We start from the raw sequence: 24,559 nt of genomic DNA, 5'->3' as shown, positions 1-24,559 counted from the left end.
AAACGTATGGCTTTAACATTATTACGTGTACTCCCGCTGATTCTTTTTGCTCCATTTGTGTGGTCATCCACCCAATCGACCCTTTCCCTCAAAGTCGATAATGACGGTGTTTATGGCATGGATAGGGAATACACCAGTGGGCTTTTTCTTTCCTATACCTCAAGACCGATTACCCCCTATTGGTTTGCCAAGCCATTCAGTCTTTCACTCTGGGGAGCCTCAAGTATCGATAAATGGGAGGTGATGATTGGTCATAAAATGTGGACGCCTTCTGATATTGAGCAATATACCCCTGCCCCGAATGAACGTCCTTATGCGGGATTTTTACACAGCGAGTTTAATTACATCAGTTTACATCCCCAGCAAGCACAACGATTTAATCTAACGATAGGTACCACTGGAGATAGCGCGTTATCCGAACAAGCGCAAAAAATCGTTCACAGCATCACTAAGTCTGGCGATCCTAACGGCTGGGATTACCAAATAGACGATAAAATCGCCGGTAGTATTGGTTATCTTAGTCACTTCAATCTCTATCGCACCGCCTACGATCCGCACTATGCTTGGGAACTGTCTGCGATTGGCGAAGTGAACGTTGGTAATTTTCGCAGCGATATTTCCTCAGGTATGATGCTGCGCTGGGGGACTGATTTAGCGGCTAACTTTGGCAGTGCGCAAATTGATAGTGAAACTCCTTTTCGCGCAGGGATGATCGGGGCTTCGCGCTCCGCTTGGTTCGTTTTCGCAGGCCTCGAAGCACGTTATCGATTTAATGATTTAACCATTGAAGGAGATAGGCCATTAGATGGATTACCTCTACAGCCCAGTGCCTATCAGGTGACTCTAGAACCTTTGCAAGCGACCGCGGTACTTGGCGTGGTATGGTATGGACCTCATGTCGGCGCAAGTTTTACTTTAACCACAAGTAATGCTGAGTATAAAGAAAGTAAACACCGCACCCACGGCACTGGAGCACTGTCTTTATTTGCCTTTTTCTAAATTAAGATAGTGACTCTTACTGATTGAGGATTAAGCTTCACCTTACTGATCTTAATCCTCTTTGGTACTTTAACACCCCGTCCTCAGTACAAAACTCATCCAACAACACTTAACTTACCCGAAGAAATCCTATTTAAACCCTACCTTTTGTAATAAAATAGTCGGTAAATTCAGCAAATGAGAGCAACTTATGTCTACTACTGGTCGTATCCATTCATTTGAGTCTTGCGGTACAGTTGATGGCCCCGGTATTCGATTTATCCTCTTTCTGCAAGGTTGCTTATTTCGTTGTAAGTATTGCCATAACCGAGATACATGGGATACCCATTCAGGTAAAGAAGTCTCTGTTGAAGAGATCATCAAAGAAGCGAAATCTTATCGACATTTTATGAACGCTTCAGGCGGCGGGATCACCTGCTCCGGTGGTGAATCGATGCTCCAACCTGAATTTGTACGAGATGTCTTTCGCGCGGCTAAAGCCGAAGGGATCCACACTTGCCTTGATACCAACGGTTATATCCGTAAATACACCCCGGTGATTGATGAAGTCTTGGACGTCACTGATTTAGTGCTACTGGATATTAAACAAATCAAAGATGATGTTCATCAAGACTTAATCGGGGTATCCAATAAACGTACGTTAGATTTTGCACGCTATCTACACACGATTGGCAAAGCAACTTGGCTGCGTTATGTGGTCGTTCCGGGTTATACAGATGATGAAGAATCGGCCCATCTACTCGGACAATTTATTCAAGAGATGGATAATATTGAAAAAATTGAGTTATTGCCTTACCACAAGTTAGGCGCTCATAAATGGGAAGCGATGGGAGAAACTTATCCTTTAGAAGGTGTGAATCCGCCCAGTAAAGAAACCATGGATAAGATTGTTGATGTGCTAATGCAATATCATCACAACGTAAAATACTAAGCTTCCCTTCTGCAAATCCAACACCAGCATATGGCTGGTGTTTTGCTTTTGATTGACTCATTCACCTATCGGCTATAACACCCAGAAGCTAACGACACAGAAATAAACGTGCTAGAATTGTCGATAATTTACTCGGTTAAGATTAAATCTGTGTTGAGATCATGTTTCACAATCACCCATTGCTGTTAACCTAATCTTAAGCAAATTTATACCCAAAATACTTGGCAGTTCAGGTAGGAAGGGAATACCAACATCGATTACAGTGAGGTCAATAATGGAAATGACTAATGCACAACGTCTGATCCTATCTAATCAATACGTTTTAATGTCCCAGCTTGATCCGGCCAACGCCGAACAATATAAACGGCTACAAACGATTATTGAACGGGGTTATGAATTACAAATGACTGAGCTCAATAAAGAATTTGGGGCAATTTCTGAAGCGCAATGCCGAGAAGTGATCGATGTCATGGAAATGTATCATGCCATGCAAGAGTCATACAAAATGCTCGATAGCAAATTGAGTAGTGACGTTGATGCTCGTCGCTTGAATTTTCTTGGTTATGATAGTGCCTCTGAAGCTCAACTGGTCAACTACGTGCGTTTTCTAATCAATACTGAAGGTTTATATCCTCAATTTGAACGGGGTGAGCACCACTTCAACAGCCAAGTGGCTATGGGTGAAAAATACCGACGCATGTTAACCACATGGCGAAATTGCCCAAGGCAATATCACTTATCAGCCAACGAACTCAACAAAATTATTAACGCTTAGTCCTGATACAAAAATAGAGAGGGTTTGTAAGCTCTCTCTATATCAATATATTAATCCTTGTATACCAATCCTTATTACTGTCCATTACATCATACCTTTCGATGCTGATATAATTTGAGATAACATCATTTTAAGCACAGCAAAAACTCACTCTACGATTAAAATAGGTAAACCACACCAAGGGTGCCCACGGTTGATGAATCACGGCCAATCACAGGGCTGGAAGAAATATCACTATCGAGATTGGTATAACGAAGACCGCCTGATATTCTAACATGCTGAGAAACCGACCAATAAGCCATCGCGCCAATAAAGTACTGCCCACTCCAACCAGCGTTGTATTGTTCTAAGCCACTACTCAGCGACTCTTGAGCTGACACACCATAAAAATGGTTATTGAGCTTATCAGAATTATAAGCATAACCCACCGAAGGCGTGATGCCCCAACGTTCAAAACGCAATGGGAAACGCCAAGCCACTTCTGCATAAACACCATCATGTCGCCCTGCGATATCCGAGCCAATCGTTGCTTCCCATAAACCCACTACCGTACGATGTTGATAGCTCGCCCCTCCTAAAATCGTTGACTTACGTTTATTGAGCTGGCGTATCTGTGGATCATCAGAATCATTAGGCTGTAATGTGCGAGGATCATAAGCCAACCGCAAGATTAGGTTTTGCTGAGAACGAATCGGCAACAGGCGATATCCCGCATCAAAACCACGAAAAAAGAGATGCTCGCCTTCATAACCAATGATGGGGATCACGGTACGGTTGGAGGGCGTATCTTTATAAACGGCAGGCGAATAGGCGGCAGCGACACCCACTGACCATTGAGACATTTCAGCGTTAACATACCAAGGTGTAAATAGTATCGTTAACCCACTAATGGTTTTGACTATCGAATCTCTCATTCCTCACCTATTTTATCGATTATATTGCAAAGATAACCATCATAGAAGTTCCCCTTAAGAGAAACAATCTTTGTTGTTCAATCACTTCTTGCCACTTTGCTTTGTTAATAATCATAAGACTGATAGCAACAATTCATCAGCACAATACTTCTTAGCCAGAGACGTAATTTACGTCACGATTTGTAAATAAATACATAATCTTTAAGCAAAATCATCAATTGCGATCTAGGCTTAACGTATTAGGGATTTGTGTGTTTAAGCGGTTGTATGTCGAAGAGACATTTTTAGAGGGGAACTACCATGAGTATTTTTAACCACTTTCAGGCACGCTATGAAGCAGCCAAGGATGAAGAGATATCGATTCAAACGTTTTTGGATCTCTGTAAGGAAGACAAAAGCGCTTATGCTAACGCGGCAGAACGCTTATTGCTGGCAATTGGCCAACCTGAATTGGTCGATACTGGCAAAGATCCTCGTTTGAGTCGGCTCTTTTCTAACCGAGTCATTTCACGTTATAAACCGTTCCAAGACTTCTATGGCATGGAAGAAGCGATTGAACAAATTGTTTCTTATCTTAAGCATGCAGCGCAAGGCTTAGAAGAACGGAAACAGATTCTTTATCTACTCGGCCCTGTCGGTGGTGGTAAGTCATCGATTGCTGAAAAACTCAAAGCATTAATGCAGCAATGCCCGATCTACGTATTATCAGCGAATGGTCAGCGCAGCCCGGTCAATGACCACCCATTCTGCTTGTTTGATGTCAATGAAGATGGCGACTTGCTCAAGCAAGAATACGGGATTGAAAAGCGCTATTTGCGCTCCATCATGTCACCTTGGGCAGCAAAACGTCTGCATGAATTTGGTGGCGATATCACGAAGTTTAAAGTCGTTAAAGTCCGACCTTCTATCTTAGACCAAATTGCGATTGCCAAAACAGAGCCGGGCGATGAAAACAACCAAGATATCTCATCGCTGGTCGGTAAAGTGGATATCCGTAAGCTAGAGCACTACTCACAAGATGATCCCGATGCCTACAGCTACTCTGGGGCACTCTGTCGAGCCAACCAAGGCTTAATGGAGTTCGTCGAGATGTTTAAAGCACCGATCAAAGTGCTTCACCCACTGCTTACTGCGACTCAAGAAGGCAACTACAACGGTACCGAAGGGCTCTCCGCCCTACCCTTTGACGGCATGATCCTCGCTCACTCCAACGAATCAGAGTGGCAGACATTCCGCAATAATAAAAACAATGAAGCGTTTTTGGATCGAGTTTATATCGTGAAGGTGCCTTATTGCTTACGCGTCTCTGAAGAAGTTAAAATTTACGAAAAACTGCTTGAGCACAGTGAACTGACCAAAGCGCCACGTGCACCAAGTACACTTGAGTTACTGGCTCAATTTAGTGTGTTATCGCGACTAAAAGTGCCAGAAAACTCGTCCATTTTCTCTAAAATGCGCGTTTATGATGGTGAAACACTGAAAGATACTGATCCGAAAGCGAAAAGCTATCAAGAATACCGTGATTATGCTGGCGTTGATGAAGGCATGTCCGGTCTCTCGACTCGTTTTGCCTTTAAAATACTCTCACGAGTATTCAACTTTGACCAATCAGAAGTCGCTGCAAACCCCGTACACCTGTTTTATGTTATCGAACAACAGATTGAACGCGAGCAGTTCCCGCAAGAGGTTGCTGAGCGTTACCTAGAATTTGTCAAAGGCTATCTGGTTCCGCGTTATGTCGAGTTTATTGGCAAAGAAATTCAAACCGCTTATTTAGAATCTTATTCTGAATACGGTCAGAATATTTTCGACCGTTACGTCACTTATGCTGATTTCTGGATTCAAGATCAAGAGTATCGTGATCCAGAAACTGGCCAACTGTTTGATCGCTCAGCGCTTAACAGTGAGCTAGAGAAGATCGAAAAAACGGCAGGGATCAGCAATCCGAAAGATTTCCGTAACGAAATCGTTAACTTTGTACTTCGAGCTCGGGCTAACAATAGTGGTAAAAACCCAGTTTGGACGAGCTATGAAAAACTGCGCACGGTTATTGAGAAGAAAATGTTCTCCAATACTGAAGAATTACTGCCAGTTATCTCTTTCAATGCCAAAACCTCATCGGAAGATCAGAAAAAACACGACGATTTTGTCGCCCGCATGATGGAGAAAGGTTATACCGAGAAACAAGTTCGATTACTGTCTGAATGGTATTTACGCGTGCGTAAATCCTCTTAGCAAGCCCTTGGTTGCGACTCTGACCCAGAGATTCTGGGTCAGAAGCTAACTTGCCAAAGCGTATGAGTAGTTAGAACTCATCGAGTGACGTTTAGAGGGAGAATCTCATGGCGCAATTTATCGACAGAAGGTTGAACGGCAAGAACAAAAGCGCCGTTAATCGGCAGCGCTTCTTACGCCGTTATAAAGAACAAATTAAAGAGTCCGTTGCGGATGCGGTTAATCGCCGATCCATAACCAATACGGAGTCTGGAGAAGATGTGGCGATTCCTCATCGAGATATTAAAGAGCCCATTTTCCATCAAGGTAAAGGCGGCGTTCGCGAACGCGTTCACCCTGGTAATGATCAATACATACGTGGTGATAAAGTAGAACGGCCAAAAGGTGGTCAAGGTGGTGGTTCAGGCGAAGGGGATGCCAGTCAAGACGGTGAAGGCGAAGACGATTTTGTATTTCAAATATCCAAAGATGAATATTTGGATATCTTGTTTGAAGATTTAGCATTACCTAACCTGAAGAAAAATCAAGTCAACAAAATTAAAGAGTGGAAAACCCATCGCGCAGGCTTCCAAACTGCTGGCGTTCCCGCCAACATTGCGATTGTCCGCTCTTTACAACAATCGCTTGCCCGACGCACGGCGATGACATCAGGCAAGCGGCGCCTTATGCATGAGCTTGAGCAAGAGCTGGAAAATATTCGCAACTCTGAGCCAGCGCAACTACTCGAAGAGAGACGTTTAAAAGAAGAAATAGCTGAACTACGCCGGAAAATAGACAGTGTACCGTTTATCGATACGTTTGATTTACGTTTTAAAAATTACGAAAAACGCCCGATCCCTTCTAGCCAAGCGGTAATGTTTTGCTTAATGGATGTGTCAGGGTCGATGGATCAGCCCACTAAAGATATCGCAAAACGATTTTATGTCTTGCTCTATCTGTTTTTAACTCGCACCTATGAAAATGTTGAAGTGGTGTTTATTCGCCACCACACCCAAGCCAAAGAAGTGGACGAACACGAATTTTTCTATTCACAGGAAACTGGCGGAACGATTGTCTCTAGTGCATTAAAATTAATGCATGACATTATTCAACAACGTTACCCTCTCGGTGAGTGGAATATTTATGGCGCACAAGCCTCCGATGGCGATAACTGGGCTGACGATTCGCCTCGCTGTAAAGAGTTACTGGCGAACAAACTGCTGCCTGAATGCCAGTATTATGCTTACATCGAAATTACGCGTCGTTCTCATCAAACCTTGTGGCACGAGTACGAAAAACTATCCGAAAGCTTTGATCACTTCGCCATGAAGAATATTCGTAGTGTGGACGATATTTTCCCTGTGTTTAGGGAGCTATTCCATAAGGAAACGGCATAAGGGGATAAGACTATGACAGTCAAAACAGCCACCACGCAAAAGCGTAAGAAAAAAAACAAACGTCTGGCTGATGGTCCAGATTGGACTTTTGATCTTTTGCATCAATACCACCAAGAAATTAAACGTGTTGCCGAGCATTATCGGTTAGATGCCTACCCTAATCAGATTGAGGTGATCACTTCTGAGCAAATGATGGATGCCTACTCCAGTATTGGCATGCCGATCAATTATAACCATTGGTCATTTGGTAAAAAGTTTATTCATACTGAGAAAAACTATAAGCACGGTCAAATGGGGTTAGCCTATGAAATTGTGATTAATTCAGATCCCTGTATTGCTTACTTGATGGAAGAAAATACCGTCACTATGCAGGCTTTGGTCATGGCTCATGCCTGTTACGGACATAACTCCTTTTTTAAAGGAAACTATTTATTTCAAACCTGGACTGACGCCAGTTCTATTATCGATTATCTACTGTTTGCTAAAAACTATTTAGCCAAATGTGAAGAAAAGTATGGGGTCACCGAAGTCGAGCAACTATTGGACTCATGCCATGCGTTAATGAACTACGGCGTCGATCGTTATAAGCGACCAGAAAAAATTTCGATTGCTGAAGAAAAAGCACGCCAAGAAGAACGCGAAGCTTATTTACAATCACAGGTTAATGCCTTGTGGCGAACCGTGCCTAAAAAAGCCAAGGAAGCCGAGTTACAACGACGTTTTCCTTCTGAACCACAAGAAAACATTTTGTATTTCATTGAAAAACATGCGCCTCTTCTAGAGTCTTGGCAGCGTGAAGTCGTGCGTATCGTGCGTAAAATCAGCCAATATTTTTACCCACAAAAACAAACGCAAGTCATGAATGAAGGTTGGGCCACTTTCTGGCATTACACAATTCTGAATCATCTTTACGACGAAGGGCTACTGTCCGATAAATTTATGCTCGAATTTTTACATAGCCACAGTAGTGTGGTGATGCAGCCTGCGTATAACAGCCGTTACTACAGTGGTATTAACCCGTACGCGCTTGGGTTTGCGATGTTTCGAGACATAAAGCGAATTTGTGAAGAGCCAACGGATGAAGATAGACACTGGTTCCCTGAACTCGTCGATACCAACTGGCTGGATGCCGTGCACTTTGCTATGCATAACTTTAAAGACGAAAGTTTTATTAGCCAATATTTGTCACCAAAGCTTATCCGTGACTTTAAATTGTTCGCCATTTCTGACGATGATCATAAAAACTTCATTGAAATCAGTGCGATTCATGATGAGCTGGGATATCGCCAAATTCGTGAAAAGCTCGCGGCACAATATAACTTGAGCAATTTAGAACCCAACATTCAAGTTTACAATGTCGATGTTCGGGGTGATCGCTCATTGACGCTGCAATATGTGCCTCACGATCGAATTCCACTCGATCCAAGCTACGATGAGGTGCTCAAACATATGCATCGTCTGTGGGGCTTTGAAGTGAAATTAGAAGAACGTAAAGATAACGGTAAACACGAGCTACTTGCCACTTGTCCAAAGAAAAACGATTAACATCACGCTTTACATAACGTTAAACAGAGTATCAATAAATAAGCCCCATCAACCGATGGGGCGATGGGGCTTATTGTTTAATACGGCTGATATATCTCAATCTCTTGGAACTACGACTTACAATGGGAAAAGTGTACCCATGTTCGACATTTATTCGATAAGTTTACGCACCGCCGCTAAATCCTCAGGCGTATCAACACCGGCTGGCGGCGCTTCGAGCGCAACAGCCACATGAATTTTTTCGCCGTACCACAGTACACGCAGTTGCTCTAGATTTTCGATTTTCTCTAACACACTGGGCGACCAGTGTATGTAGGTATTGATAAACCCGGCTCGGTAAGCATAAATACCAATATGGCGCATTAATGGCTGAGTAATCGCCTTCGGTTCAAGAATAAAGTTATCGCGGTCCCATGGAATAGTCGCGCGACTAAAGTACAACGCATACCCATGTTGATCAGTCACTACTTTAACGGCGTTAGGATTGAAAACCTCTTGTGGATCATCAATTTCAACCGCTAAAGTCGCCATTGGCGCTTGGCTTGACGCTAAGTTTTCCGCGACTTGACGAATAATCACTGGCGGGATGAGGGGTTCATCCCCTTGTACATTAACGATGATATGATCATCGTCAATCCCCATTAAAGCAATCACTTCGGCTAAACGTTCCGTACCAGATTGATGTTCGGTTGACGTCATGCATACTGATCCGCCAAAACTGAGGACCGCTTGCTCGACTCGACTATCATCGGTAGCAACAATTACCCGCTCAGCGCCTGCTTGCTGCGCTTGCTCATAAACCCACTGAATCATTGGCTTACCGCCAATATCAGCCAACGGCTTACCTGGCAAGCGAGTTGATTGGTAGCGGGCCGGAATGATAACCGTAAAAGACATTAGCGTCCCTCATCCATGGTCATACTTCTCGCTTCAGGTTCGAGCAGTACTGGAATACCTTCTTTTATTGGATAAGCCAGACGATCTAATTTACAAATCAGCTCTTGGTTACTTTTATCGTAAGTCAACTTCCCCTTGCATACGGGACAAGCCACAATTTCAAGCAGACGGTGGTCCATAATGTTCCATAACCTCTTTAATTTTATCTAATATGCACTGTTGATCAGTTGGTGAAATCTCGGCCGATACGGGTAAATACCACCAGTTTTTTGCTGCAAAATCTGTACACTTAACGGCATCTTTCTCTGTCATGATCACGTTATCACCTTGGCTGGCTAATTCGCGCAATGTCGTTTCATCAAATGCTTGATGATCAGCAAAATCATGGGTAAGAATCAGTGATGCACCGAGTTGATGTAACGTATTAAAAAAGCGAGCCGGATGGCCAATGCCAGCCCAAGCCACTAAACGGCTCAGGGCAGCAACATCAATGCGCTCTCCGCTGATGACATTAACCGCTAAGCTGGGTTTGAGTGTCATGGCAAGTTCACCCATAACCGGTTCTCCGCCATTATTGATCACAAAGTCGACTTGCTGTAAACGCTCGACAGGTTCACGTAATGGCCCCAACGGAAGCAGTTGTTGGTTACCAAAGCGACGGACTCCATCAACAACCGCAAATTCAATATCTCGTTCCAACGCATAGTGCTGTAAACCATCATCGGTAACAATAAGATCAACCCCTTGGCTGAGCAATGCTTGAACCGCATGCGCACGTATTGGGTCAACGGCCACTGGAGCACCTGTACGTTGATAAATCAGCTTAGGCTCATCACCACATTCGGTCGATAAGGTATGGTCAGTAACCAATAACGGATATTGAGCCGCCTTACCTCCGTATCCTCTTGAAACCACGCCCGGTCGATAGCCTTGACGTTGCAGTAACTCAACGAGCCAAACCACAACGGGAGTTTTACCATTACCACCAGCGGTAATGTTACCGACGACGAGCACTGGCACTGGCGCTCGGTAACGCGCTTTTTTACCGGACAAAAAGGCATGCCGGCGACGAGTACTGATCAGATAAAACAGTCGACTCAATGGCCACAAAAGTGGCCAAAGCAAAAAATAGAGCGGATGGCGTCCAAACCACAATTTGTCTATCACGGATTAATCGCCAAACTGAATACGATGCAATTGCGCATAAGCACCATTTTGTTTGATGAGATCAGCATGATTTCCGCGCTCAATGATCTCACCGTCATCAACCACTAAAATTTGATCAGCTTGTTCAATCGTTGAAAGTCGGTGAGCAATCACTAATACGGTTTTATTTTTCTGTAATTCGTCAAGCGCGGCTTGAATAGCTCTTTCTGATTCAGTATCCAATGCTGAAGTTGCTTCATCCAAAATAAGGACCGGAGCATCACGCAGCAGAGCGCGAGCAATCGCAATACGCTGACGTTGGCCACCAGAGAGACTGGCTCCGTTCTCGCCAATTATCGTATCTAAACCTTGTGGTAAATGTTGTATAAAGTCCATCGCATGGGCTAAGCGAGCAGCCTCTTCTATTTGCTCACGGCTGTATTGCTCTTGTGCAGCGTAAGCGATGTTATTGGCGATGGTGTCATTAAATAAATGAACATTTTGCGAGACTAAAGCAAAATGTTGCCGCAAATTGCTCAGCGTGTAATCACGAATATCGTGGTCATCAAGGTAGATGGCACCGGAATCGACGTCATAAAAACGGGTAAATAAATTAGCAATGGTTGATTTGCCCGAACCAGAACGTCCGACGAGTGCAACGGTTTTGCCTTGAGGAATGGTAAAACTCACATGCGATAATGCCGGTTTTTCTTTACCTTGATAAGTGAAAGAGACATCTTTTACGGCAATATCACCACGCACTTTATCTGTCACAAACTTACCATTATCGCGCTCAGTTTCCAGGTCCATTAACGCAAATAACGTTTGTGTTGCGGCCATACCTCGTTGAAACTCTGAAGTTACGTTGGTCAAAGCCTTTAAAGGGCGCATCAAACCAAACATCGCCGAGAAAATAACCGTGAAGGTACCAGGCGTTAAATCTGCACGAATAGAATCAACGCTAGCTAAGAATAAGACCGTCACCAAGGCTAATGAAGCAATCATTTGAATCACAGGGTCGGCTACTGCTTGAGCCGAGACTAACTTCATGGTCTGTTGGCGCATTTGATTGCTAACTTTATCAAAGCGTTTACGCTCAACCTCTTGTCCACCATAGCTTAAAACCACCTTATGGCCTTTAAGCATCTGTTCTGCCGACGAAGTGACATGGCCCATGGTTGTTTGCATATTTTTGGAGATTTTTCGAAAGCGTTTAGAGACCACTCGAATGCCAATCGCAACAATCGGAGCAACCACAATTAAAACTAGAGAGAGTTGCCAACTGTTCCAGAACATCAAGGTTAATAAACCAATGATACTGGCCCCTTCACGAACAATACTGACCATTGCTCGACTCGTCGCTCCTGCAACCTGTTCAGAATCATAAGTAATTCGCGATAATAAACCACCGGTTGACTCACGATCGAAAAAACTCACCGGCATATGCATAAACTGATTAAAAATCCGCCTACGCATCAGCATCACTACATTGCCAGATACCCAACTTAAACAGTAAGCAGAAACGAAGCCGCTACAGCCACGAATAAACATCAGACCAAGAATAATGAAGGGTAAGATCTGCAAAAAATTAGAGTCTGTACCACCAAAGCCTTCATCTAATAGCGGCTTTAGTAAGGAGATCATGTAGGTATCAGAGATCGCATTGATCACTAAAGCGATGGTCGCCAGCACCAATCCGACTTTATAAAGACGGATGTAAGTCCAAAGACGTTTAAAGGTTTGCCAAGTTGTTTCGTCAGAATTGAGTGACATAAAGCTGCTTTATCGATATTACAAAATTGACCTTATTCTACCTCTTTACGTAGCATCTGCCTATACCAAGGCGTGATTCGACCACCGCGTAAAGTGAAAAGCTGACGTTGAGATCCTTGGTAACGGAGTGTTATTTGTCCGACTTCTCCCGTATCAAGCCACGGAATGTCTAAAGATTGATAACGTGCGAGAACATCTGGATGAGGTAATTGCCATCGATGACCTTTCGCCAATGAGGCAATCGCCAACTGTGGATTGACCTTTGCTATAAACGCTTGTGTAGAAGACGTTTGACTCCCGTGATGAGGAACCACCAAAACATCACTTTCTAATAACGCATCCCGACTGAGTAACCACTCACCAATCGCCGTTACATCACCGGTCAACAACACACTATGCCCATATTGCTGATCAACCATACGAACCACACAAGAATGAGGGTTATCAGCGCGATCAACTAAACGGGGTGGCCACACAACTTCAAAAGTCAATTCTTGCCATTGCCAGAATTCACCTTGAATACACGGAGAGAAATGTTCATTGCGGTAACTAGCGCGAATCCAAGCTGGTTTTAGCCGCGAGTGAATATCGACTAATCCTCCCGCATGATCATTATCACTATGGCTAATGATCACGCCATCAAGAGCATGTACTCCTCCACGTCGAGTTAATAACGGAATAATCAGTGATGTCGCTACACTGCCCTCATCCCAACTACTCCCTGTATCGTATAAAACATAACGTCCGTTACGCTCAATGATCATCGCCAAGCCATGCCCAACATCCAACATATCCACTTGCCAGTAGGCCTTCGGTTGTATTGTTAGCCAAGTGGCGCTAAAGAGTAACCCAATCGCAATAAGAGATCGCGCTGTCAACAGTGACCGTAACATCATCACTAAAAATAAGGCCAACAAACTATATTGCCACGTTTGGTTAACCGGTAACCAGCTATGTTCAGCAAAGCCTAACGACCAGCTAAACGGCATTAAAGCCGCCTCAACCCAAGTCCAAAGCCACTGGACCTGATCGGCCATCAACACATTGCCGCACAAGACAATAAACAGTAAGGGAACAACCACAAAGCTGAACCAAGGAATAAACACGAGATTATAAAGCGCGGAATAAAGGCTAACGCCAGAGAAGAAGTAAGCCGTCACCGGAGCCATTAACATCACTAACAATAGATGGCCAGCAAGCACTTTCTTCCATAGCGGCCATCGACTATCGATGACGGAGACTTGGTAAATGACAAAGCTGACCGCTAAAAAAGACAACCAAAAACTTGTGCTTAATGAAGCGAAGGGATCCAAAGCCAATATCACAGCTAACGTTAATAATACCCGTTGAATAGCGGTCACTCGAACATTAAACATTACTAATAGAATATTTAACCAACACATCATCAATGCTCGCTGAGTCGGTAGCGTAAAACCTGCCAGCCAAGCATAACCAAGTGCAAACAATCCACCGCAAACAAAAGGTAGCCATAAGCCCTTTCTCAAAAGGCGGCTACACATCCCCCCCAACAAATAGCCAAAACCAAATGCCATACCGATGTGTAATCCCGAGATCGCAGTGAGATGGATTAAACCGCTATTACGTAATTCCAACCACTGCTGTTCAGTAATCCCGCTACGCTCACCAAAAGTGAGGGCTAAAATAAAGCCTTGAACCTCGCTGGATCGCGTTCGTTGCTCAATCTGTTGAAAAAATATCGCCCGCAAACTTGAACTGGGGATGATTTGATAAGCTGTATTGGGACGAACGGTCGCTTGTGCGCTCCAGCCTTGACTCAGAAAAAAGGCTTCTTGATCAAACCCGACTTCATTCAATCGCCCATAAATCGGCTTCGCCTGTACCACAAATTGAGCATGATCACCCAATTGTAAGGCGATCGGGGAATTTAAACGTACCGTGGGAGACAAAAATCGGGGTAAAGATTGACCATTGATTGATCTCACTACAAAAGAACCACTAAAACCGTAGCGATGAGCAGTAAAAAAGCTGTCAGCGACACCTTTTATGGTAATATCTGTCGCAAATTGTAAGATATTATTGGACTGTGCGGTTACTTTATTTCCGTGTGTTATTATCAACACTAAGGCCAGTGTAATTCCGATGCATCCCCTGCCTCGGCGTGTCACGAGACTCATCATCAACACAACAACAATGCCAATGATAATAGGCCATTTGGGCATCCAAGGCCAAAATGGGGCAGAGAGTATCGTTAACGAGAACGAAGCCAACGTCCAGTAATTCGATAAGAGAGCCATGTTTCCTTATGCCAAGAAAGTTTATTAAACGTTTTATGCCTGATCACGCTGTTATTAAGCGTCAAAAGGCATTACAAATTTTTGGCTCTGTCCTCTACAACCCGAATCTGTGGTGTTTAAATCGACGCTCTGCTGCTGGTGCGTTTGCTGTCGGTTTATTTATGGCCTTCGTACCACTACCTAGCCAAATGATCATGTCTGCTGGCGTAGCGATTATTTGTGGCGTGAACTTACCCCTTGCTGTTGCCTTGGTGTGGATAACCAACCCGATCACTATGCCATTTATCTTTTATTTCTCTTATAAAGTTGGCGCTTGGTTAATGAGTACTCCGCCGCAACCTTTTCATTTTGAATTAACGTGGGAATTTCTTCACCATCAGATGCACACCATTGGTCCACCCTTTTTGTTGGGTAGTTTAGTCTGTGGTATTGTCGCTGGCTTATTAGGTTACTTTGGTATTCGAGGTTTATGGCGCTATTCCGTTGTACGGAGCTGGCAAAAACGTCGCGTGACCAATACGATAAAATAAACCATATTGATTTTGTTCGTGACTGTGCAGCTCTAGCGAATCATCGTGCGAGTGATACAACATTTTTCTAGGTAACCAGCAGTATACAAAAGATGAAAAAGGACCATTAGGTCCTTTTTCTTTTTATTAACGAAGAGAATAACGGGGTTATTTACTGCTTAGAACCGCCGCAGGATGCAAACGGCTGGCGCGAGAAGCTGGATACCACGTCGCCAGTAAACTCAAAATAATCGCGGTACTCGAAACCAGTAATACATCTGACCATTCAAGTTGAGAAGGAAGGAAATCGACAAAATAAATATCCCCTGAAAGAAATTGATGGCCTAACAAAGTTTCTAAACTATGAATAATCGGTGTCAAATTTAGTGCCATAAACACCCCAACAATGCTGCCCAATAGACTGCCCATAACACCAGAAAATACCCCTTGCCAGACGAAAATGCGTTTAATTAAGCGATCATTCGCACCCATCGTGCGCAAAATGGCAATATCGGCAGCGCGATCTTTAACGGCCATCATTAAGGTAGAAACAATATTAAAGCTCGCGACCCCAATCACCAATACCATGACTAGATACATGATGGTTCGCACCATTTCAATATCACGATATAAAAAGCCATATTTTTGCTGCCAACTACGCAAATAGACATACTCTTCTAGTGTATTACCCACTTCACGAACAATTTGATTGGCTTTGAGGACATCGGAAACTTTAATCGACACCCCCGTGACTTTGTCGTTTAAATTGCTGTATTGCTGAGCGTCTTCTAAAGGTAACAGCGCGAGGTTATGATCAATTTGACCATTTAATTCCAGCAACCCCGCAACCTTTACCCGCACTCTTTTCGGGGCTTGGACCGCTTGCCCAGTATGACTACTTGGGATCAGCAAAGTGATCCAATCCCCCACTGCGGCTTGTAGTTGATCGGCAACACCTTTGCCTAAAATGACTTGCTGTTGAGCCGGAACAAAAGCTTCCCATACTCCTGGGGTAACATAATCAGCCAGTCGAGATACGGCACGCTCTCTTTGCGTATCCACCCCTCGTACTTCTATGGCTTTTAACTGCGCACCTCGCTCGACCAATGCGGTAAACTTCACGTATGGTGCCGCCGCTTGGACTTGAGGATGCTGAGTCGATTTTTGGACGATATCTGGCCAGTGTTCGATTGGCCCACGTACCCCTTCAAACTCGCCATGAGGAATAACCGACAATACACGTTGTTGCAGCTCTCTCTCGAAGCCATTCATCGCCGATAAACCAATAATGATCACCGCAACCCCAACGGCAATACCGAGTGTCGAAGATAAAGCGATAAACGACACCAGCTTATTACGCTGCTTAGCACGACTAAAACGTGCGCCAATCACTAGCGCCAAATCTGCAAACATTATGCCTCCGCAACGTTGAGCAATAGGCCATCTTGCATATGCAGTTGTCGATCCATTTTCGCTGCCAATTCGCCATCATGAGTCACCACTAAAAAAGCCGTATTAAACTCACGATTCAATTCACGCATCAAATCATAAATCGCCAGTGCCGTAGTGTGGTCTAAATTGCCAGTAGGCTCATCTGCGAGCACTAAATCCGGTCGATTGACCAACGCTCTAGCAATCGCAACACGCTGCCGCTCTCCACCCGATAACTCTGAAGGACGATGTTGCAAACGGTGACCGAGGCCGACTCGCGCCAACAAAGCCTGAGCCGAGCGTTTTGCTTCGCTGGCTTTTTTACCACCAATTAATAGTGGCATCGCTACGTTTTCGAGCGCGGTAAAATCAGCAAGTAAATGATGAAATTGATACACAAACCCGAGATGTTGATTACGTATTTTGGCTTGTTTATTCGAACTCATTTGATGTAATGGCTGGCCAAGAAATTCAACTTCGCCACTACTCGCTTCATCCAGCGCGCCAAGGATATGCAATAAAGTACTTTTTCCTGAACCAGAAGAGCCAATGATCGAGACCAGATCACCAGGTTGCATCGAAAAACTTACCCCTTTCAAGACTTGAGTCTGCAACTCACCTTCTTGATAGATTTTATAAAGCTGCTGACAGCGTAAAAGATCATTCATAACGTAAAGCCTCAGCGGGTTTAACTCTAGATGCGCGATAAGAAGGAAATAAGGTGGCTAAAAAGCTAAGCAATATTGCCAGCAATACGACAACCACAATTTGTATCGGGTTGATCAACACGGGCAACTCTCCGCCTAATGAAAACAGTGCGACGCCTAACGTGTTCATGATGCTATTCAAGTTCGCTGCCAGCAGAGCGCCCAACACTCCACCGACAACCGATCCAATTACACCACTGCTCGCGCCTTGCACCATAAAAATGGCCAAAACTTGTTGATCGGTCATGCCTTGGGTTTTTAAAATCGCAACTTCCGCCTGCTTTTCCATCACCACCATGATTAGGGCGGCGATAATATTAAACGCCGCGACTCCAACAATCAGTCCCAGCATTAGGCCCATGATGTTTTTTTCCATTCTGACCGCCTGAAATAACTCACCACGTTGTTCACGCCAATCGCTCCAATACCAACCATCCGGCAAAGAAGTCGTTGACAACGTCGCCACATCAAAAGGATCGGCCATAAAGAGTCGCCAGCCAGAAATCGTCTGATCGTCGAAACGCAGTAAGCGACCCGCATCTCGTAGATGAGTGATCATCAGTTGCCCATCAACATCTGAGCCAGTATTAAACAGTCCGGCCACCGTGAAATTGCGTTGGCTAGGAATACGTCCTAAAGGCGTAAATTGACTGGCGCGAGTCACCATTAAGCGAACCGTATCGCCAACGGAAACATTGAGATCACGAGCCAGAGTGTGACCTAAGAAAATATGATAGGCACCAGGTTGTAAATCGCTTAATCGACCAGCAATCAGATAATCGGCGATCGGGTCGTCAGCTTGCGGCGCAATACCGACCAATAAACCCGCCGATAATTGCCACGAGCTTTGCACCACCGCTTCGCTTCTTACCATCGGTTGTGGCGCTTTGTAAGTGGATAACTCTCTAATAAAATCGGGGGCTTGTGCTTGCCATTGGGTTTTTTCCTGCGCTTGTCCGATCACCGCTTGCGGCAAAACCCCCAAAATACGGTTTTTCAACTGCGATTCAAAACCATTCATCACCGACAATACCGTCACTAAAGCCATCACACCAATCGTGATCCCAGCGGTCGACATATAAGAGACAAATCGACTAAACCGATCACCTGAACGTCCGCGTAAATAACGTAAACCGATAAATATCGAAATAGGATGAAACATAATACAAACCAAAGCCATAATAGGCCGCTACTGTAACGAGAATCTGTCCAAGGTTGTAGTTTTTCTTTGCCAAATCTTTGTTAAACACCGTTATCACTCAAAGGTAATGGCGATAATTTATTCGTAATCACTCTGATTGATTTACAACAAAACTCTCACTTTGCTTGATTACTGATTCTTTATGACGATAATCAACAAAGGTGAGAAGGAAACCCAATATGACTGACCAAGACTTTTTTTCGGTATACCACGCACTGACAATTAACATCGAGCCGTTAGCGGCTAACTTTCGTTTGCCTTCTCAGATCGATTTTGAGGCGGAAATCCCCGCACCTTTTGTTGTGGCCAGTGAGTTTAGTCAACTTGATCAATTAAATGATGCTGCGCGGCTCGAACTCAAAAACAGCGATTTTAAACACGTTATCCAACTGCTAGAAACGCAGAATTCTAAGCTGAATCTATTACTGAGCTTTATGCTCGCCCAACAAGATGATCCCGCTCAACGTGCCTCAACCTTGTCGTTCGGTGCCAGTCAATTTACTTATCGAGCCAGAGACGCGCTCGTACTAGGTACACCACTACGCATTAAATTATTCCTAGAGCATCCCGCAGCAGCGATTTATTGTTATGGCGAAGTTATCGATTGTGAAACGGATCCCGACTCCACGATTATTAGCGTCAGATACACTCTCCTGCGTGATAATGACCAAGACCTACTCATTAAAGCTGCGCTTCATTGCCAACAGAAACTGTTGCGTCAACGCTCTTTAGATCGAGAAAAACCATAACGACCCACTCAATAATGATGACAAAAACTGTATTAACACTCCCACATCTGCGTGGTGCTGGGGATAAGAAACAACTGGGCAATTTACCCGGTGCCAGTCTCGCGCTAACCATCGCTGAATTCGCTAATCGTCACTCAAGCCACACCTTGTTGGCAGTACCCGATCCACAGACAGCATTAAAACTGGTTCAAGAGCTAGAGCAATTCAGTCAAGCTCCGGTCGGCTTATTTCCTGATTGGGAAACCTTACCCTACGATAATTTTTCACCTCATCAAGAGATTATTTCTGATCGCATCGCTCGCTTATATCAGTTGCCCTCTTTAGGAACTGGGATCACTGTTGTCCCGGTCAGTACCTTGTTACAACGCCAGACGCCACGTGATTTCTTACTTCAACACACCTTGATGGTCAAACAAGGGGATCGGTTCTCTTTAGCCAAATTACGCGTTCAGTTAGAAAACTCCGGTTATCGTCATGTAGATCAGGTGTTTGGGCCGGGAGAATACGCCAGTCGTGGGTCGATCCTGGATCTCTTCCCTATGGGCAGTGATTCCCCTTATCGAATTGATTTTTTTGATGATGAAATTGACACGATTCGAATTTTTGACCCAGAAAATCAACGTTCTATTCAGCAAATCGATCAAATTCGTCTACTTCCTGCTCATGAATTTCCGACCACCGAGCAAGCCATAGAAGCATTTCGTGCCCGTTTTCGGCAACGATTTGATGCCCGTCGTGAGCCTGAATCTATCTATATGCAGGTTTCTAAAGGCACATGGCCTGCGGGGATTGAATATTGGCAACCGCTATTTTTTGAACATACCGAAACACTGTTTGATTATCTCCCGGATCATAGTCAATTAATTTTATTAGGTCAGGTTGAAAGCGCCATTGACCAATTTCTCGCTGATGTCGCGTATCGTTATGATCAACGGAATATAGATCCGTTACGCCCATTGCTAGCGCCTGACGAATTGTGGTTAAAAAAAGACGATTTATTCGCACGCGCCAAAGATTTTGCTCAGTTACAACTGTCCATCGACCCGATTCAAGAAAAGGCTGGTAGAAGTAACTTAGCCATTACCGCACTGCCTGATTTAGCGATTCAACAGCAAAATAAAGAACCCCTCGCCGCCTTACGTCAATTTAGCGAGCAATTTACCGGTAAGATTATTTTCTCGGTTGAGTCTGAAGGACGACGCGAAGCGCTACTCGAGCTATTACAGCGAATTAAGTTACGCCCTACCGCATTCGCTTCTTTTGATGACGCTTGGCAAAGTTCAGAGCGATTGGCTTTGGTGATCGGCGCTGCCGAACGTGGTGCGATTTTCACTGATCCATCTCTCGCCTTGATTTGTGAAGCCGATTTACTCGGAGCACGGGTGGTTCAACGTCGAAAGAAAGAACGTAAATCCACCAATAGTGATGCAGTGATCCGCCATCTTGCCGAGTTAAAACCGGGACAGCCCGTAGTGCATATCGACCATGGTATTGGACGTTACTTAGGCTTACAAACCCTCGAAGCAGGAGGCATTACTACCGAATACGTTACGCTTGAATATCAAAATGAAGCCAAGCTGTATGTTCCCGTTTCATCACTGAACTTAATTAGCCGTTATTCCGGAGGTGCAGAAGAATCCGCGCCACTCCATAAACTGGGAGGAGAAAGCTGGGTTAAAGCACGCAAGAAAGCGGCGGAAAAAGTCCGCGATGTCGCTGCCGAACTGCTTGATGTCTACGCTAAACGCGAACTGAAACCAGGGTATCGCTTCCGTTTGGATCGTGACCAATACGCCACCTTTAAAGCCACCTTTCCCTTTGAAGAAACCGACGATCAAGCCATGGCGATCAATGCGGTACTGTCGGACATGTGTCAAGCCAAAGCGATGGATAGACTTGTGTGCGGCGATGTTGGTTTCGGTAAAACTGAGGTCGCGATGCGCGCCGCTTTTGTTTGTACCGATAACAATAAACAAGTGGCTATTTTAGTACCCACAACTTTATTGGCTCAGCAACATTTTGAAAATTTCCGCGACCGTTTTGCCAATTTACCGATCCGTGTCGAGGTGCTATCACGCTTTAAATCAGCCAAAGAGCAAAAGCAGATCATGCAAGATGTCGCCGAAGGGAAAGTCGATATTGTCGTGGGAACACACAAGCTCCTCTCCAGTGATCTCATCTTTGCCGATTTAGGGCTATTAATCGTTGATGAAGAACACCGCTTTGGGGTTCGTCAGAAAGAAAAAGTCAAAGCCATGCGTGCCGATGTAGATATTTTAACGTTAACGGCCACACCGATTCCACGCACACTGAATATGGCAATGAGTGGTATGCGCGATTTATCGATCATTGCAACACCGCCTGCTCGACGCTTAGCGATTAAAACCTTTGTCCGTCAACATGAAGACAGTGTTGTTCGAGAATCGGTTCTAAGGGAGATCATGCGTGGTGGTCAAGTTTACTTTTTACACAACCAAGTCGAAAGCATCGAGAAAGTTGCTGCCGATTTGGAAGCGCTTATCCCTGAAGCTCGTGTCACCGTCGCCCACGGACAATTACGTGAGCGTGAACTCGAACAAATCATGAATGATTTTTATCATCAGCGTTACAACGTACTGGTGTGTACCACTATCATTGAAACGGGGATAGATGTACCCACCGCCAATACCATTATCATTAATCGCGCCGATACTCTTGGATTGGCTCAATTACACCAATTACGCGGACGAGTAGGTCGCTCTCACCACCAGGCGTATGCTTATTTATTAACACCGCATCCTAAAGCGATGACCAAAGATGCGATTAAACGCTTAGAGGCCATTGCTTCGCTTGAAGATCTCGGCGCAGGATTTACCTTAGCAACCCACGACTTAGAAATTCGCGGAGCGGGTGAGTTACTCGGCGATGAGCAGAGTGGTCAGATCCAATCGATTGGTTTTAGCTTATATATGGAGATGCTAGAACAAGCGGTTGAAGCCTTAAAATCGGGTAAAGAGCCATCATTGGATGATCTACTGCGTGAACAAAGTGAAGTCGAGCTACGAATCCCAGCTCTGCTGCCTGATGATTATATCCCTGATATCAACAGCCGTTTATCACTCTATAAACAAATCGCCAGTGTCGCCGATGATACTGAATTGGCTGAACTTAAAGTCGAATTAATCGATCGATTTGGTAAACTGCCGGATGCGGCCTTGAATCTGTTGACTATTGCCCAACTGAAGCTCAACGCCGCCGCACTGAAAATTCGTAAAATCGAAGCGCATGAAAAAGGCGGGTATATTGAGTTCTACCCTAACGCTGACATTAACCCGATGTTTTTGGTTAAACTACTTCATGCACAACCGAAACAATTTGCGATGGAAGGTCCGACTAAATTGAAGTTTATCCTTCCACTGGTTGATAGAAGAGAAAGAATTCAATTTGTTACAGACATGCTGCAAGAATTCCAGCACAATCTACTACCTGCTGCCTAATATGGTAGGCTCAATAGAATCAAATACGTGCCCAGCACATTGACGGAGTCATAATGAAAAAACTGATCCCACTACTGCTTTTGCTCGTTGCCATGCCCAGCCTAGCGCAGCGACAATTCGATATTGAAGTGATCATCTTCCAGCGTGCGATTGATGCCGAGAAAACTCAAGAGTCATGGCCAAATAGTTTACCGGAGATTAATCTCTCTCGTGCCGGTAGCCTGAGTGATGCCCAATATCGGCAAAGTAAAGGCGTACGTATGCTCTCTCAAACGGACTATCAATTAACCGAGCAAGCTCAGCGCTTACGCAATCATGCTGGCTTTCAAGTGTTATTACATACCGCTTGGCGTCAAGGCGATCAAGGGAGAGCATCCGCTCCCGTCTTTCATATTCAAGCAGGGAAAGACTACTCGACCCAGTTTAATCCTAACGGCAGTGAACGAGTCGCACAAACCGAACAATACCGTCCCATTGATGGTGTTGTTGAACAGACCGTTACTCCACCGCTGTATGAGCTTGATGGCACCTTACAAATTTATGTCCAGCATTTTCTGTTTGCCGAAGCTAATTTTGACTTAAAAAAACCGAGTGTGCGTGAAGTTATCCTTCAAGATCCCTCTCTGGACTTAGATGAACTCGACCAAGATACACGCACCAATGTACAAGATGGACACCTCATCGCCATATCACCAACGATGGAAAAACAATCTTTTTTGAAAAGTTATCGCCTCGATCAAAAACGCCGCATGCGCAGTGGAGAAACCCATTATTTGGACCACCCTCTTATGGGCATGATTATCCAAGTTCGCCGAGTTCAATAATCCTATCCAACGCCCTATATGGGCGTTGAGTTGTTATATGGCACGATAGAGAATTCAACGGCAAAGACACACAGTGAAAATGAGGCAATCTGTCATGAGCCCAGAATTTTTAATCAATACTCAGCGTTTGCAATTACGCCTTTTATCGGTTGATGAAGCGGTCGAATTTGCAAGACTTATTCAACACTCGCCCTCCTTACATCGATGGATTGATTGGTGTCATGCCCACTTTAACCAACAAGAGGCTGAACGATTTATTCTGGCAACACGATTAAACTGGATAAAAGCTGACGCCTATGGCTTTGCGGTGATCGATAAAGCAACGCAGCAAATCGTTGGTATGGTCGCGATTAATGAATTTTCTACCACGTTTAATATGGCGAGTTTAGGCTATTGGATAGGAGACGATCATCAACAACAAGGGTTCGGGAAAGAAGCACTAGCTGCGTTGATAGAGTGGAGTTTTGCCCAGCTCAAACTGACTCGTTTAGAAATTATCTGTGATCCTAGCAATATTCCTAGTCAACGGCTCGTTAAAGCGTGCGAAGCGAAGCAAGAATGCCTTGCCCAAAATCGGTTTATTTTTCATGGTCAACCAAAAGCAGGACTGGTTTTTTCAATTATTCCAGAGCCAATCTCAAGTGGTTCACATCAGTACAGTAATCAATATCAGTTAAAACAATAAAATAAGTCCTGCTAAGCATACTCTCTATCTCAATGATATAGATTGACTCTGTAGCATAAGCCACCGATCACCAGATACTTTAAAAGCACCAACGTAATCAACATGACTGA

20 protein-coding genes are annotated in these 24,559 nt (G+C 44.4%); 11 read left to right on the top strand and 9 right to left on the bottom strand.

What is annotated here, in order from left to right; all coding sequences use genetic code 11:
* Positions 1–6 precede the first annotated feature (6 nt).
* The 3 genes from VIB_RS05240 (at position 7) to VIB_RS05230 (ending at position 2,705) form a co-directional block, all read left to right on the top strand.
* Complete coding sequence (locus VIB_RS05240; protein WP_004394940.1) at positions 7–999, top strand: lipid A deacylase LpxR family protein; 993 nt, start codon at positions 7–9, stop codon at positions 997–999.
* Positions 1,000–1,189: 190 nt separating this feature from the next.
* On the top strand, positions 1,190–1,930 hold the full coding sequence (pflA, locus tag VIB_RS05235; RefSeq protein WP_004394939.1) for a pyruvate formate lyase 1-activating protein: 741 nt from the start codon (positions 1,190–1,192) through the stop codon (positions 1,928–1,930).
* A 274-nt stretch (positions 1,931–2,204) separates the two neighbouring features.
* The gene (locus tag VIB_RS05230) at positions 2,205–2,705 is read left to right on the top strand and encodes a YfbU family protein (RefSeq protein ID WP_004394938.1); all 501 of its coding nucleotides are present in this window, start codon (positions 2,205–2,207) and stop codon (positions 2,703–2,705) included.
* A gap of 158 nt (positions 2,706–2,863) precedes the next feature.
* On the opposite strand, the gene VIB_RS05225 is transcribed toward VIB_RS05230, so the two are convergent.
* The gene (locus VIB_RS05225; protein WP_004394937.1) at positions 2,864–3,619 is read right to left on the bottom strand and encodes a MipA/OmpV family protein; all 756 of its coding nucleotides are present in this window, start codon (positions 3,617–3,619) and stop codon (positions 2,864–2,866) included.
* A gap of 300 nt (positions 3,620–3,919) precedes the next feature.
* On the opposite strand from VIB_RS05225, the gene VIB_RS05220 reads away from it, so the two are divergent.
* The 3 genes from VIB_RS05220 (at position 3,920) to VIB_RS05210 (ending at position 8,775) form a co-directional block, all read left to right on the top strand.
* Positions 3,920–5,854 (top strand): PrkA family serine protein kinase, encoded by a 1,935-nt coding sequence (locus VIB_RS05220; RefSeq protein ID WP_004394936.1) that lies wholly within the window; start codon positions 3,920–3,922, stop codon positions 5,852–5,854.
* A 107-nt stretch (positions 5,855–5,961) separates the two neighbouring features.
* Entirely contained in the window at positions 5,962–7,230 is a 1,269-nt protein-coding gene (locus VIB_RS05215; RefSeq protein WP_040904203.1) for a YeaH/YhbH family protein, read from the top strand.
* 12 nt (positions 7,231–7,242) lie between these two features.
* Complete coding sequence (locus tag VIB_RS05210; RefSeq protein WP_004394935.1) at positions 7,243–8,775, top strand: SpoVR family protein; 1,533 nt, start codon at positions 7,243–7,245, stop codon at positions 8,773–8,775.
* A gap of 150 nt (positions 8,776–8,925) precedes the next feature.
* Here the strand turns inward: VIB_RS05210 and kdsB are convergent, their stop codons facing one another.
* From kdsB to VIB_RS05185, 5 genes are read right to left on the bottom strand one after another with little or no spacing between them, the layout of a single operon-like run.
* A complete protein-coding gene (gene kdsB, locus VIB_RS05205) occupies positions 8,926–9,672 on the bottom strand; it encodes a 3-deoxy-manno-octulosonate cytidylyltransferase (protein WP_004394934.1) in 747 nt (248 codons plus the stop codon).
* Complete coding sequence (locus tag VIB_RS05200) at positions 9,672–9,851, bottom strand: Trm112 family protein (RefSeq protein ID WP_004394933.1); 180 nt, start codon at positions 9,849–9,851, stop codon at positions 9,672–9,674. Before VIB_RS05200 ends, kdsB begins: the two co-directional genes overlap by 1 nt.
* The gene (gene lpxK, locus VIB_RS05195; RefSeq protein WP_004394932.1) at positions 9,832–10,839 is read right to left on the bottom strand and encodes a tetraacyldisaccharide 4'-kinase; all 1,008 of its coding nucleotides are present in this window, start codon (positions 10,837–10,839) and stop codon (positions 9,832–9,834) included. Before lpxK ends, VIB_RS05200 begins: the two co-directional genes overlap by 20 nt.
* A 3-nt stretch (positions 10,840–10,842) precedes the next feature.
* Positions 10,843–12,591, bottom strand: a complete 1,749-nt coding sequence (gene msbA / locus VIB_RS05190) for a lipid A ABC transporter ATP-binding protein/permease MsbA (protein WP_004394931.1) — start codon at positions 12,589–12,591, stop codon at positions 10,843–10,845.
* A 32-nt stretch (positions 12,592–12,623) separates the two neighbouring features.
* Positions 12,624–14,867, bottom strand: coding sequence for a DNA internalization-related competence protein ComEC/Rec2 (locus tag VIB_RS05185; protein ID WP_004394930.1), 2,244 nt, complete (start codon positions 14,865–14,867; stop codon positions 12,624–12,626).
* Between the two features lie 8 nt (positions 14,868–14,875).
* Between VIB_RS05185 and VIB_RS05180 the strand changes: the two genes are divergently transcribed.
* Positions 14,876–15,397 carry a DUF2062 domain-containing protein gene (locus VIB_RS05180; RefSeq protein WP_040904202.1) on the top strand — a complete coding sequence of 174 codons (522 nt, stop codon included), beginning with the start codon at positions 14,876–14,878 and terminating at the stop codon, positions 15,395–15,397.
* Positions 15,398–15,544: 147 nt separating this feature from the next.
* Here the strand turns inward: VIB_RS05180 and lolE are convergent, their stop codons facing one another.
* Genes lolE through lolC form a run of 3 tightly spaced genes read right to left on the bottom strand, consistent with a single transcriptional unit; the run spans position 15,545 to position 18,676 of the window.
* Complete coding sequence (gene lolE / locus VIB_RS05175) at positions 15,545–16,789, bottom strand: lipoprotein-releasing ABC transporter permease subunit LolE (protein WP_004394929.1); 1,245 nt, start codon at positions 16,787–16,789, stop codon at positions 15,545–15,547.
* Entirely contained in the window at positions 16,789–17,475 is a 687-nt protein-coding gene (lolD, locus tag VIB_RS05170) for a lipoprotein-releasing ABC transporter ATP-binding protein LolD (RefSeq protein ID WP_004394928.1), read from the bottom strand. Before lolD ends, lolE begins: the two co-directional genes overlap by 1 nt.
* Positions 17,468–18,676 carry a lipoprotein-releasing ABC transporter permease subunit LolC gene (gene lolC / locus VIB_RS05165; RefSeq protein ID WP_004394927.1) on the bottom strand — a complete coding sequence of 403 codons (1,209 nt, stop codon included), beginning with the start codon at positions 18,674–18,676 and terminating at the stop codon, positions 17,468–17,470. The genes lolD and lolC overlap by 8 nt, the downstream gene beginning before the upstream one ends.
* 218 nt (positions 18,677–18,894) lie before the next feature.
* Between lolC and VIB_RS05160 the strand changes: the two genes are divergently transcribed.
* The 4 genes from VIB_RS05160 (at position 18,895) to VIB_RS05145 (ending at position 24,449) form a co-directional block, all read left to right on the top strand.
* A complete protein-coding gene (locus VIB_RS05160) occupies positions 18,895–19,464 on the top strand; it encodes a PilZ domain-containing protein (protein ID WP_040904201.1) in 570 nt (189 codons plus the stop codon).
* Between the two features lie 14 nt (positions 19,465–19,478).
* Complete coding sequence (gene mfd / locus VIB_RS05155) at positions 19,479–22,940, top strand: transcription-repair coupling factor (RefSeq protein WP_040904200.1); 3,462 nt, start codon at positions 19,479–19,481, stop codon at positions 22,938–22,940.
* A 53-nt stretch (positions 22,941–22,993) separates the two neighbouring features.
* Entirely contained in the window at positions 22,994–23,764 is a 771-nt protein-coding gene (locus VIB_RS05150) for a peptidoglycan binding protein CsiV (RefSeq protein WP_004394925.1), read from the top strand.
* Positions 23,765–23,858: 94 nt separating this feature from the next.
* A complete protein-coding gene (locus tag VIB_RS05145; protein WP_004394924.1) occupies positions 23,859–24,449 on the top strand; it encodes a GNAT family N-acetyltransferase in 591 nt (196 codons plus the stop codon).
* The last annotated feature ends 110 nt before the right edge of the window (positions 24,450–24,559 follow it).

It is taken from the genome of Vibrio metschnikovii CIP 69.14, from assembly GCF_000176155.1.
Lineage (GTDB): Bacteria > Pseudomonadota > Gammaproteobacteria > Enterobacterales > Vibrionaceae > Vibrio > Vibrio metschnikovii.
Note: the sequence above shows the minus strand (reverse complement) of the source record. Positions and strands in the feature narration are given on the sequence as shown.

What these genes read in the sequence shown, in the direction of transcription:
- VIB_RS05240 (WP_004394940.1), top strand. Translation starts at nt 7, where the DNA reads ATGGCTTTAACATTATTACGTGTACTCCCGCTGATTCTTTTTGCTCCA.
- pflA (WP_004394939.1), top strand. Translation starts at nt 1,190, where the DNA reads ATGTCTACTACTGGTCGTATCCATTCATTTGAGTCTTGCGGTACAGTT.
- VIB_RS05230 (WP_004394938.1), top strand. Translation starts at nt 2,205, where the DNA reads ATGGAAATGACTAATGCACAACGTCTGATCCTATCTAATCAATACGTT.
- VIB_RS05225 (WP_004394937.1), bottom strand. Translation starts at nt 3,619, where the DNA reads ATGAGAGATTCGATAGTCAAAACCATTAGTGGGTTAACGATACTATTT.
- VIB_RS05220 (WP_004394936.1), top strand. Translation starts at nt 3,920, where the DNA reads ATGAGTATTTTTAACCACTTTCAGGCACGCTATGAAGCAGCCAAGGAT.
- VIB_RS05215 (WP_040904203.1), top strand. Translation starts at nt 5,962, where the DNA reads ATGGCGCAATTTATCGACAGAAGGTTGAACGGCAAGAACAAAAGCGCC.
- VIB_RS05210 (WP_004394935.1), top strand. Translation starts at nt 7,243, where the DNA reads ATGACAGTCAAAACAGCCACCACGCAAAAGCGTAAGAAAAAAAACAAA.
- kdsB (WP_004394934.1), bottom strand. Translation starts at nt 9,672, where the DNA reads ATGTCTTTTACGGTTATCATTCCGGCCCGCTACCAATCAACTCGCTTG.
- VIB_RS05200 (WP_004394933.1), bottom strand. Translation starts at nt 9,851, where the DNA reads ATGGACCACCGTCTGCTTGAAATTGTGGCTTGTCCCGTATGCAAGGGG.
- msbA (WP_004394931.1), bottom strand. Translation starts at nt 12,591, where the DNA reads ATGTCACTCAATTCTGACGAAACAACTTGGCAAACCTTTAAACGTCTT.
- VIB_RS05185 (WP_004394930.1), bottom strand. Translation starts at nt 14,867, where the DNA reads ATGGCTCTCTTATCGAATTACTGGACGTTGGCTTCGTTCTCGTTAACG.
- VIB_RS05180 (WP_040904202.1), top strand. Translation starts at nt 14,876, where the DNA reads ATGCCAAGAAAGTTTATTAAACGTTTTATGCCTGATCACGCTGTTATT.
- lolE (WP_004394929.1), bottom strand. Translation starts at nt 16,789, where the DNA reads ATGTTTGCAGATTTGGCGCTAGTGATTGGCGCACGTTTTAGTCGTGCT.
- lolD (WP_004394928.1), bottom strand. Translation starts at nt 17,475, where the DNA reads ATGAATGATCTTTTACGCTGTCAGCAGCTTTATAAAATCTATCAAGAA.
- lolC (WP_004394927.1), bottom strand. Translation starts at nt 18,676, where the DNA reads ATGTTTCATCCTATTTCGATATTTATCGGTTTACGTTATTTACGCGGA.
- VIB_RS05160 (WP_040904201.1), top strand. Translation starts at nt 18,895, where the DNA reads ATGACTGACCAAGACTTTTTTTCGGTATACCACGCACTGACAATTAAC.
- mfd (WP_040904200.1), top strand. Translation starts at nt 19,479, where the DNA reads ATGATGACAAAAACTGTATTAACACTCCCACATCTGCGTGGTGCTGGG.
- VIB_RS05150 (WP_004394925.1), top strand. Translation starts at nt 22,994, where the DNA reads ATGAAAAAACTGATCCCACTACTGCTTTTGCTCGTTGCCATGCCCAGC.
- VIB_RS05145 (WP_004394924.1), top strand. Translation starts at nt 23,859, where the DNA reads ATGAGCCCAGAATTTTTAATCAATACTCAGCGTTTGCAATTACGCCTT.